At 35.7% G+C, this 10,271-nt stretch carries 11 protein-coding genes; 5 read left to right on the top strand and 6 right to left on the bottom strand.

From position 1 onward, the window contains the following. Both A9Y75_RS08500 and A9Y75_RS08505 read right to left on the bottom strand, forming a co-directional pair. Complete coding sequence (locus A9Y75_RS08500) at positions 1–888, bottom strand: hypothetical protein (RefSeq protein WP_071189132.1); 888 nt, start codon at positions 886–888, stop codon at positions 1–3. Positions 889–954: 66 nt separating this feature from the next. Further along, positions 955–3,348 (bottom strand): dynamin family protein, encoded by a 2,394-nt coding sequence (locus tag A9Y75_RS08505; protein ID WP_071189133.1) that lies wholly within the window; start codon positions 3,346–3,348, stop codon positions 955–957. 398 nt (positions 3,349–3,746) lie between these two features. On the opposite strand from A9Y75_RS08505, the gene A9Y75_RS08510 reads away from it, so the two are divergent. Continuing rightward, a complete protein-coding gene (locus tag A9Y75_RS08510) occupies positions 3,747–4,469 on the top strand; it encodes a superoxide dismutase (protein WP_071189134.1) in 723 nt (240 codons plus the stop codon). A gap of 38 nt (positions 4,470–4,507) precedes the next feature. Here the strand turns inward: A9Y75_RS08510 and rsmG are convergent, their stop codons facing one another. Further along, positions 4,508–5,263 carry a 16S rRNA (guanine(527)-N(7))-methyltransferase RsmG gene (gene rsmG, locus A9Y75_RS08515; protein ID WP_071189135.1) on the bottom strand — a complete coding sequence of 252 codons (756 nt, stop codon included), beginning with the start codon at positions 5,261–5,263 and terminating at the stop codon, positions 4,508–4,510. Between the two features lie 24 nt (positions 5,264–5,287). Then, positions 5,288–5,959: an energy-coupling factor ABC transporter ATP-binding protein gene (locus A9Y75_RS08520; protein ID WP_071189136.1), complete on the bottom strand. Its 672-nt coding sequence runs from the start codon at positions 5,957–5,959 to the stop codon at positions 5,288–5,290. 331 nt (positions 5,960–6,290) lie between these two features. Here A9Y75_RS08520 and A9Y75_RS08525 point away from each other — a divergent pair, with 331 nt between their 5' ends. The 4 genes from A9Y75_RS08525 to A9Y75_RS08540 all read left to right on the top strand — a co-directional run bounded on the left by A9Y75_RS08525 (position 6,291) and on the right by A9Y75_RS08540 (position 9,240). After that, a complete protein-coding gene (locus tag A9Y75_RS08525) occupies positions 6,291–7,223 on the top strand; it encodes a Sll0314/Alr1548 family TPR repeat-containing protein (protein ID WP_071189137.1) in 933 nt (310 codons plus the stop codon). Positions 7,224–7,490: 267 nt separating this feature from the next. Next, positions 7,491–7,943, top strand: coding sequence for a DUF3531 family protein (locus A9Y75_RS08530; RefSeq protein ID WP_071189138.1), 453 nt, complete (start codon positions 7,491–7,493; stop codon positions 7,941–7,943). 8 nt (positions 7,944–7,951) lie between these two features. After that, positions 7,952–8,383 carry an NUDIX domain-containing protein gene (locus tag A9Y75_RS08535; protein WP_071189139.1) on the top strand — a complete coding sequence of 144 codons (432 nt, stop codon included), beginning with the start codon at positions 7,952–7,954 and terminating at the stop codon, positions 8,381–8,383. A 296-nt stretch (positions 8,384–8,679) separates the two neighbouring features. Further along, on the top strand, positions 8,680–9,240 hold the full coding sequence (locus A9Y75_RS08540) for a Uma2 family endonuclease (RefSeq protein ID WP_071189140.1): 561 nt from the start codon (positions 8,680–8,682) through the stop codon (positions 9,238–9,240). A gap of 82 nt (positions 9,241–9,322) precedes the next feature. On the opposite strand, the gene A9Y75_RS08545 is transcribed toward A9Y75_RS08540, so the two are convergent. Together A9Y75_RS08545 and A9Y75_RS08550 are read right to left on the bottom strand one after the other, a co-directional pair. Further along, positions 9,323–9,655, bottom strand: coding sequence for a hypothetical protein (locus tag A9Y75_RS08545; RefSeq protein ID WP_071189141.1), 333 nt, complete (start codon positions 9,653–9,655; stop codon positions 9,323–9,325). Then, positions 9,655–10,044 (bottom strand): hypothetical protein, encoded by a 390-nt coding sequence (locus A9Y75_RS08550; RefSeq protein ID WP_071189142.1) that lies wholly within the window; start codon positions 10,042–10,044, stop codon positions 9,655–9,657. Before A9Y75_RS08550 ends, A9Y75_RS08545 begins: the two co-directional genes overlap by 1 nt. Positions 10,045–10,271 lie beyond the last annotated feature (227 nt).

Raw genomic sequence — 10,271 nt, forward strand, 5'->3', positions numbered from 1 at the left:
TTAAATACGGTTAAAGTCTTCTAAACCAGATACAGATAGATATTCTAAACAAGCTATTTTTTCAACGATACCTTGTCCATTAGAAGGGAGATTCCTTTTTAAAATATAGGGAACTTTTTTACCCTTCATGTCTCCTCCATCATCAATCTTGATTCTGATGTAAATTTCCCTTTGTTCACTTACATTTCTAATATCTTCGCTGGTTAATTTTAGCTGTATGGCATTAGTATATTCAGGACTTGTACATAGAAAATATGAAGCATTTTCTATTAGTGTTTCTATATCAGAGACATTGATTGTAGTATCTTTTATGACGTTCCCTAGATTTCTTACTACTGCTGCTGGTACAACCAGACATAAAGCTACAGATACAGGAACTCTTCGTGGTGGTGGAGAGCTATCTGATGGTGTATTATTTTTGCTTTTTTTTTCTACTTCTCCTTGTTTCTTCTTGAGATATATAAGACAAGAAACTGTTCCTACAATTAGACATCCTATTACAACAATTTGAAATAATTTCATATCATTACTTTCCAAACGACTCCCAATCTTTTTACGTGCATCCTTTGCGATTTCTTTTACCTGAACTACTCCATCATTTATGATTTCTTTCCACCAGTCTTTATTTTTATTGGGGTCACTTATAAAAAGCCCAATAACGTCTGCTGATATAGATAAATCATCTTCTAATGATGCGTTATTTTCAATTTGAAAATATTTATGAATTTGTTCTGCTTGTGAATGTTCTTGTTCAAGTATTATATAGATTATTGTAGATAGAACTCCCTTTTTCTGTTTTTTTATCTGAGGATAAATTTCATTAAAAATGTCGTCACACAATTTTTTTAGTTCTTTGCCTGGAGAAAATCCTATTTTTTGCGTATTCATATTATTGCATTTTTTGAATGTATTAAAGATTCTCGGTGAACAAAATTCATTGTGTTAACAATTGATTTAAATTTCTTCTAACTTAGAAAAATTTTCTGCTAGGTTTTGAGCTTTTTTTTCCATAGGTTGCCAGACACTTTTCTGCTTTTCATAATCTAAAGTGATTTCCTGATTTGCCTTATCGAGTCTTTCCTGATAACGGTCAATAATATCATTTTGAATTTTGTCTACATTTTTTTTTAGACAATCAATTTGGTCTAGTAACCAGCGTGCAACTTGATTTACTCTTTCAGAGTCTTCTTCTTTAGCCTGTTCTACCCAACCTGTAAGTAAATCTTCTATGCTAGGTAGTTTAGCATTATCGCTAGAACGTGGCTGATACTCGGTTTCATAAAAGGTTTTTTTCTTTATCCACAATGTATACCAAGTTCTTTTCTTTTTTTCAACTTGTACCGCTTCTTCCCAAGTCCCTTGTGTGACAGCAAATCCTGCTTTAAACTGGAAATTAAATGTTAAATTACTCTCAACTTTACTCAGTTCTGATTCAGGAAATTTAATCGCTATGTTGGGTGCAATATCATTTCCTTCTTTTTCAAAATAAGACAAGTGACAACGAAATAATTCAGACACAGCTTGATAAATTCTATTTAATTCTTGAGTAGAAATTTGTTTCAATACATCCTGTATTACAATGTTAAGATGTATAGCTAGTTCATTGAGTTCCTCATTGAGTTGTTTGAGTTTATTTTTCTCTAGTTCTGTTCTTGCTTCCATTGTTTTTCCTTCTTTAGCAACGGAAGCTTTGTAGCCTAAGTCAACTAAACGGTTCAAGTTTCTTGCTAATAAATTGACATTTAAAACGTTTGCTCTTTTTAAATTTGGACTATCTAAGTCTACTCTTCCAGTTTCTAAAGACTTTGCTATTGCTTCCAATACTTGGTTAATTCCTTTTTGAAATTCATTTTCCCATGAATAAAGTGGAAATAATTTTACCCCTAATTCATCGTATGGTTCTACCTCTTGAAGTTCTGAAATTATGGTTCTTATATACTTTACAACGTCATCTTCTGACTGCTTTGCTAAAACCTGTTTAACTTTTGTATCTAGTCTTTCAAAAGGCTCTTTTAAGTTTCTATCACTAATTTCCAAAAAACTCTTAAGTGATAATCTAATTTGTACTATGTTTTCGCATTCTTGTTGATATTGCTCCTCAGAACTATTTAAAATAGCTGTTGTTGTTTGTGTTGCCCATTCTGCTATGGCATTTCCAGCAGCAATATTAAACCGTTCTATAATTTGCGGAATTACCAATTGTGGAAAGTTTTTATTAATATGTTCTCGTAAATTTTGCTGAAATTCTTCAGCATAGGATTTCTTCCATAATGCTTCAGCAACTCTATTTTTATCGTGTCTATTCCATTTTTGTGTGTTACGTGGCAAATCTTCTAATATATCTTCAATTAATCCATTAAAATTGTTGTCTGCTTTTTTAGAAGCTTCAGCACTATAAATATCATCTTGATTTTGAATTTGCAAAGATAACAAAGCAGGCCATGTACTCAGTTTTACCACTTTTAAATTTACAATATCTTCTGTGTATTCCTTTAATTGATCAGTTAATTCATTTTTAATATCACGAATAGCTTTTTCTACAAAACGGTTTTCTGATTCTGGCCAACTTCTATCTGCTCTAAAAACATCAATCCTATTCAGTGCAAAAAGCATCCGCGCCGGAGAACCACCTAAATCTTTTACCTGCTGTACAACCTCTTGCAATAAACTTTTTACTTTTTGAGAATCTGTTTCTGCACTGTTGTATGTGACTATGCACAAAGCCTCTCGACATTGTTTAATCACATTGGCGTTACCTTGATCACCCACATAGGCTAAACCAGGTAAATCAAGTATTCTGACTCTTGTTCCTTTTGGTAATTGTAATTGAGATTCTTTTAACAATCGAAAAGGGTAAGAAATTGTAGATTGTGGACAGGCTAAATTTGGTTGTGTTTCTCTATTTTCGATATAACTTATCATTGCTTGATAAAGACGCTGATAAATTTTATCGTCACTAATTCCTCTCCATTCTCCACACTCCCATAACGCCCCCGGTGTTTCATCAATGATTAGAGACTTTTCTTTACTGTACTCAATTGTCACAGCCCCAGCACTCATTTCACTAACTGCAACCGGGACAATTTCCGCTCCACATAGCAAATTAACCAGAGTGCTTTTACCGCTGCTTGTAGTTCCTGTTGTGGCCAGAGTAAGAGTAGGATTTTGCAGTTCAAAAATTAGCTGAGTTAATGCTGTTTCTAAATTATGAGAAAGTTCTTGTATTTCCGGCTGATAACTCTCTGGTAAATGCTGGGATATTTCCGTGTGAAAATTATTCCAGTATTGAGCCAGTAGCTTGGCTTTAAACTCGATTTCTTCAAATACCTTATAGACTTGGTTACTCATATTGTTGGTATTTATATAAACTTATGTGCGTGTTTATTACTTGTCGTGACAAATGCTATTGTACAGGTATAAATAGCAAAATGCAAGTGCTTAAAAAACCTATTTTAGAAAAGGTTGATCAAGTATTTGACTATTTAATGCTTGCTGAAGGAGAATAAAAGTATCGCCAAATAAAGCTTTACAGGTTTTTCTAGCTAGATAGACATTTATCCCCAAATCAGAATATTGCATATATAAATACAAACAAGACTTAGTACGTATAAACGTAGGTATTGGATGAATAGACTTGATACTGTTGAGGGGTGTGAATCACAATCCCTTAATCTATTTTTGCAGTTATGATCTAAAACAGTGGAAAGTGTGAGCAAATTTACAAAAACGTAGCTGCAAAAAGATTTATGGCTTTAAATCGTCGTCATTTCTTGGTTTTACTGAGTGCTAGTAGTGGTGCTTTTCTCTTAGATAGCTTTGCTTCAGCAGAAACATCTACCCCTTCAGTACCTGCTATTCAACTACCCCCCTTACCCTATGGTTACGACGCACTAGAACCGCATATAGACGCTAGAACAATGCAGTTCCATCATGATAAACACCATGCAGCATATGTAAACAACTTAAATCAGGCATTAGATAAACACCCAAAACTGAAAAGTAAATCAGTTGAAGCACTGTTGCAAAATCTCGATAATGTACCCGCAGATATTAGAACTACAGTTAGAAATAATGGCGGTGGTCATGTTAACCATTCCATGTTTTGGAGAATAATGAAACCGAATGGCGGTGGTGAACCCACAGGAGAAATAGCAACCGCAATTAAAGATAATTTTGGTAGTTTTACAGATTTCAAAAAACAGTTTAATGCAGCTGGTGCTGGTCGTTTTGGTAGTGGTTGGGTTTGGTTAGTTCGCAGCAAAAATGGTAAATTAGAAATTACAACTACCGCAAATCAAGATAATCCTTTAAGCAAAGGCAAATATCCCATTTTTGGTAATGATGTTTGGGAACACGCCTATTATCTTAAATATCAAAACCGTCGTCCTGATTATTTAGAAGCTTGGTGGAATGTAGTCAACTGGGATGAAATTAATCAACGCTTTGCAGACGCAACTAAATTAGGATAATTCGTAATTGATTTTTTATCAATTTCCCTTTAGCAAACTTACAAAGGCTTTTGACTCGGTATCCCAACAGCACGGGGAAATTGAATTGGAGTGTTTACCACTTTTCGCAAATAAATACAATGACGAATGCTGTTAGTAAAAGGTGTGGTAAATTCTTCAATTAATTCAATTACTCCACCCAATTGATTAGCAGCATTTTTTAGACTTTGGCTTTCTTCTTGTGTCCAGGTTCCCCGATAAATCACAGCTAAACCACCCTGTTTTACCAACGGTAGACTATATTCAGCGCAAGCGGAAGCTGTACCCACTGCCCGAATTAAAGCTAAATCATACTTTTGGCGATGTTTATTTTCCTGACCAATCTCTTCTGCCCTTCCTACAATTGTTTTAGTATTGGTTAGAGAAAGATTACTTAATATCGAATCAATAAAATTAATTTTTTTACGCGTTGAATCTAACAGAGTTATTTGACAATTGGGAAAAATTATAGAAATTGGTAAACCCGGAAAACCTGCACCTGTGCCAATATCAATTACAGATATTCCATCTGAGAGAGAAGAAATAAATTGCTGTTTTGGTGCAATACCTCGCAGAGAGTCCCAAAGATGCTTTTCCCAAAATTCTTCAGGTTCAGTAATGCGAGTTAAATTAAGTTGCCGATTCCCTTCTACAATTAATTCATAAAGCTGTTGAAATTGTTTTTGTTGTTGGTCTGTTGGTTGCCAATTGAGAGTTTGCTGCCAGATTTCTGCCATTTCCGGTAAGCTGGCTATAGGTAAAGATTCTAGAGTCATTATTATTGTTGTAATTGTTAATTTTTAATTTACTATTGGTTCTTTTTCTTTACTTGCCAATGTCGCTGGATCAACTGCTTCTAGTACACCATGATTGAGTGTCCAGCACTTGTCAGCTATTGGCAACATATCCCCAGCGTCATGTGTTACAACTAACAGTGTCCAATCTTTTTTCAGTTTCGCTAATAAATTTACTAACTGGCGACGCATTGACCAATCTAAACCGGCTGTGGGTTCATCTAATAAGAGTAAATTCGGTTGGCGAATCAATTGCACTGCTAAAGCTAAACGTCTCTGTTGTCCACCGCTTAAAGCATGGGGAGAGGTAGAGAGTGATAAATGGTCTAATCCTACTTCGCTTAATGCCTGGTGAACTCGCTCTGAGCCTAATTCTGGATGCCCTAAACGTAATTCTTCTAAAATTGTACCACCGCAAAAGTGCCTTTCTGGAAACTGAAACACTATCCCAGCTAATTGTTGTAACTGTTCGGCTATGAGTTGTTGTTCCCGCCAGAAAGCTGCGCCAGATGTGGGTTCAGCTAGTCCTGATAAAATCTCTAGTAAGGTGCTTTTACCAGAACCACTGGGACCAATAATTAGACCTAGTTGTTGGGGTGGTAAGTCTAAGTTGATTGATTTGAGAATGGCTGTTGGGCAAGCTGTGGGGTGATAGGTTAAATTTCTAAGATAGAGCATTTGTTAAGATTACCAAAAAGTTAGCAAACCACCAAGTCTGAAGGACTATGAGTCGCGGTTAGAAGAATACGGATTTAATGAACCGCGTATCCCTTACGGGACCGTAGGGATAGGCGCGAAGGAAGAAGGAAGAAGGAAGAAGATAAGTGATCTTACACTGGGAAGGAGTATGAGTTGTGGAATCAGCAAAACTGACATCTTGTACTAAGTAACTTAGTGTTTAAGGGTGTAGAAAGTTTTGACGGTAATAACTTAAGTTGAAAATTGACTATTTTTTGCATTTTAAGTAACGGATAAGACTATTACAACCGCAATTATTCTGAGGATTTTTATGTTGAAACCGTTTTTTATTCCTCAATTAATAACCTCGCTTCGATTTCCTGTACTTGCTAAAGTGGCTTTTGTTACTGCTATTACTCTAAATCTATGGGTAAATCCTTCTTTGGCTGGTGATCCGTTTCGGAGTAGTGAACCGCGTAAAATTGGCGATCGCACAGAAGCTGCTTTTAAAGCTATTTTTCAACAGGGAAATTATCCAGCAGCAGCCGATTTTCTGGAAAAAGCCCTCTCTAGTGAGCCTGATGAACCTCTAGCTTATGCGATGAAAGCATCTTTAGCTTATGGAAATCAAGATTGGGCTAGTCTCAATAATTACAGTCGTCAAACTCTGGAAACTGGACAAAAGTTGATTAGTAGTGACCCATTACGTGGTAATTTATACAGTGCTGTGGGAAATTTTTTGGAGGGTGCGGTAATTATCACTCGTGAAGGAACTGTCAATGGTGCTTCACAAGCATTCAGTCGCTTACGCAAAGTTTATGAATATTTAGGTAATGCCGAAGCGATCGCTCCCAATGATCCAGAGTTAAACTTAATCCGAGGCTACATGGATTTATTATTGGCGGTGAATTTACCTTTTACTAGCCCAGATCAAGCAATTGAACGGCTAGAAAAAAATGCCGCCCCTGGGTATTTGGTAGATCGGGGTATTGCTTTGGCCTACCGGGATTTGAAAAAATACCCTCAAGCTTTAGATTATGTCAATCGCGCCTTAAAAACAACTGCGGATAACCCAGAAATCTATTACCTCAAAGCCCAAATCCTCCAAGCACAGGGAAGAAATGAAAAAAGCCAGAATCTGATTAAGGAAGCGATCGCTAATTTTGATAAAGCGTTAACCAAAAATTCCCAACTCCCCGCTAGTCTAGTAAAACAAATTGAATACGAACGTAAACAAGCTACACAACGCTTACAAAATTTATGATAATTCGTAATTCATAATTAGCTATTACCCATTAAGTAGCCATCATGAACTTCGTACACCAGAACGCATGAAAAAAACTTCTTATTCCCCTCCTCGCTTGCGGGGAGGGGTTAGGGGTGGGGTCTTATTTTCAAGTCAGGTAGAAAGAATTAAATGTCAGATAAAATTTTTGTCGTAGTGAGCGGTTTATCGCTCTTTTGCTAGGTTTGATAGGGCTAAAGCCCTTACTACTAACTTTTCTTTTCTTCAGTCTTACTACTTACCAAGATGAACATTCAATTCCGTGAGTTTAATGCTTTTGATGTCTGGATTTGGTTGAGATTCAGCACTGTACCCTCCCAACGTGAAAAACAATATGTAGAAGAAGTTTTTAATTCCTGGTTTTATTTGGGTAAATTAGGGGCATTTAATGCTGAAAATCTCCAAGTCCAAGATACCGGATTTGATATCAGCTACATGAATTACGATGCCAAAGGTTATGACAAAAGTCTATTATCTTTGATGCACAACATGGGTGAGTTTGAGTATGAAGGAGAATGGGGGCGTTGTTGGTTTGATTTAGGAACCAGTGATGCTATGGCACTCGATATTTTAATCAATTCTCTCACCCAGTTAAGTGAAGAATACGTCACTATTGAAGAATTATATATCGGCGGCGAAAACTCAGATTGGCCTGTTGAAGATAGTGAAAGTCGCGCTTACTCAATTTACGATAATTAGTCAAAACAATGAATAAAGCAGGTCAAATTCGCGTTATAGTTCTAGCACTAATTCGAGATGGTGATAGAATATTTGTATCTGAAGGTTATGATCCCGCAAAACAATCAACATTCTATCGGGCTTTAGGTGGTGGTGTGGAATTCGGCGAAACTAGTCGTGTAGCTTTAGAAAGAGAGTTCCAAGAAGAAATTCAAGCTGATTTAACCAATATTCGCTACTTGAATTGTATAGAAAACCTATTTACTTTCGATGGTAAACAAGGACATGAAATCATTCAACTTTATGAATGTGATTTTGCAGATGCCAAATTTTACCAAATCGAAAGTATCACTTTTTCCGAAACTCCAGAACGTAAACACCGCGCTTTATGGATAGATATTTCTAAATTTAAATCAGGAGAATTAAGATTAGTTCCAGAAGTCTTTTTTGATTATTTGTAATGTAAGAATATAGCAATCTTTGCTGAGATTGCGAACCTTTTGTAGGTTGGGTTAGACACGATAATTACAGCAGATTCCTTTGTTATAAGATACATGATAGCCCCCTCATCGCTTGCGGGGAGGGGGTTGGGGGGGGGGTTCTTGTACCTCATAACAGCCGGAAGTGCTGTAATTGATAAAGATCATAGATAAATCACCAAACCGCGTCGTAACCCAACATCTACTAGAAAATATGTGTTCACACTTCATTTATGATTGCTATAGTCAAGCTATAGAGTCAAACTAGGAGATTCCTCATGGTTGTACAATTAGCCAAACGACGCTTTAACATTTCTCAGTACCACCAAATGAATAAAGCTGGAATTTTGAAAGAAGATGACAGAGTAGAACTTATTAACGGAGAAATTATTGAAATGTCACCAATTGGAACAAGACACGCAACTTGTGTGCGGAGATTAATTAACCTATTTTCTCAACTATTGGGTGAATTAGCAATAATTGATGCTCAAAATCCAATTATCTTAAATAATCTTTCAGAACCGCAACCAGACATAGCATTACTCAAACCTCGTGCAGATTTTTATGAAGCTGGACACCCGCAACCACAGGATATCTTACTATTAGTTGAAGTTGCAGATAGTAGCATTGAATATGACAGAGAAGTTAAAATTCCTCTTTATGCGAGTAGCGGAATTTTGGAAATTTGGTTAGTCGATATTGAAGAACAAGTAATTACAGTTTATCGCTACCCTACCGCAAATGGTTATAGCGAAATTAAAACTTTTCAGCGTGGTGATATTCTCGATTTACAAATATTTCCCGAAATTCAGTTAAATGTAGATGCCGTTTTAGGATAAAGTTGTTAATTAACTAATTATCGGGTTTAAGTAAAGATAATTACGAATTACGAATTACGAATTACGAATTACGAATTACGAATTAATCATATCGATCTTTTTTAAGTTTAATTACCTCAATGACATTATCATGATGTTGACCACCAATAATATCTTTGAGATGAATTCTACCTTCAATATACTGTAAATGGATACGCCACCCAGAGATTTTATCAATATCAGCACGGTATATTGCTTGTTTAATACCTGTTACTTTATGTAATCTCGTTTTGGGAAACGTTCGCGTTCTGTGACATTCATTATCTTCTAATTCCGCTAAAGCTTGGAGAAAATCAATTTTTAAATCTTCTGGCAAAATCTTCATCGCTTCATAGATAACGCCATATTCATCTAGAAGAGGTTTAATTTGTGGCATTAGAAAGAAGTAACTTTAACTTCTAGATTTTCATCTACTGTAAAATCTTGATAAATAAACTCTGCAATAGCGTTATATGCCTTTTGTGCATCTTCTGCATTAACTATTCTAAATAAAGTGACTAATATACAACCAAAAATTGGGTCATCATCAATAGTTAAAATTATTCTTTGTTGTTCATTAATTTTAAGAGAATATATAGTGGAATCATAGGAGTGATTAAGTTTTATATTTCTCAGTTGTTCGCTATTTTGATAAAAAGAATTGTTTTCAGATGACAAAAGTTCAAAATAGAGATTCATTTCTTTAATAATTCTAAACTTCTCCGTATCGGTAAATTGTTCTAAATCTTTTTCAAAATCCTTGGTCGATTCAATGAGTATATCCATCAATTTAACTCCTGAGTCGAAATTTCCAGGTTAATTCAAATTTACCTTAAACTAACAGATATAGGAATAATATTTGATTTTTGTTGGCGCAGCCTGCGCTTTGCGCTTACAAACTCAGTACACCTTATATTCCTTCTTTTCTGTTAAGAGTTCCCTGCCTCTACGAGTAAATATGCCTACGGCACGCTACCGCGAACAGGAATCAAACCGGAGAATCAAACCGGATT

Origin of the sequence: Trichormus sp. NMC-1 (assembly GCF_001858025.1) — a bacterium.
In the GTDB taxonomy this organism is placed as follows: Bacteria; Cyanobacteriota; Cyanobacteriia; order Cyanobacteriales; family Nostocaceae; genus Anabaena.

Bases quoted from the DNA above. Each gene is read 5' to 3' on its own strand.
- A9Y75_RS08500 (WP_071189132.1), bottom strand. From the start codon at position 888: ATGAATACGCAAAAAATAGGATTTTCTCCAGGCAAAGAACTAAAAAAA.
- A9Y75_RS08505 (WP_071189133.1), bottom strand. From the start codon at position 3,348: ATGAGTAACCAAGTCTATAAGGTATTTGAAGAAATCGAGTTTAAAGCC.
- A9Y75_RS08510 (WP_071189134.1), top strand. From the start codon at position 3,747: ATGGCTTTAAATCGTCGTCATTTCTTGGTTTTACTGAGTGCTAGTAGT.
- rsmG (WP_071189135.1), bottom strand. From the start codon at position 5,263: ATGACTCTAGAATCTTTACCTATAGCCAGCTTACCGGAAATGGCAGAA.
- A9Y75_RS08520 (WP_071189136.1), bottom strand. From the start codon at position 5,959: ATGCTCTATCTTAGAAATTTAACCTATCACCCCACAGCTTGCCCAACA.
- A9Y75_RS08525 (WP_071189137.1), top strand. From the start codon at position 6,291: ATGTTGAAACCGTTTTTTATTCCTCAATTAATAACCTCGCTTCGATTT.
- A9Y75_RS08530 (WP_071189138.1), top strand. From the start codon at position 7,491: ATGAACATTCAATTCCGTGAGTTTAATGCTTTTGATGTCTGGATTTGG.
- A9Y75_RS08535 (WP_071189139.1), top strand. From the start codon at position 7,952: ATGAATAAAGCAGGTCAAATTCGCGTTATAGTTCTAGCACTAATTCGA.
- A9Y75_RS08540 (WP_071189140.1), top strand. From the start codon at position 8,680: ATGGTTGTACAATTAGCCAAACGACGCTTTAACATTTCTCAGTACCAC.
- A9Y75_RS08545 (WP_071189141.1), bottom strand. From the start codon at position 9,655: ATGCCACAAATTAAACCTCTTCTAGATGAATATGGCGTTATCTATGAA.
- A9Y75_RS08550 (WP_071189142.1), bottom strand. From the start codon at position 10,044: ATGGATATACTCATTGAATCGACCAAGGATTTTGAAAAAGATTTAGAA.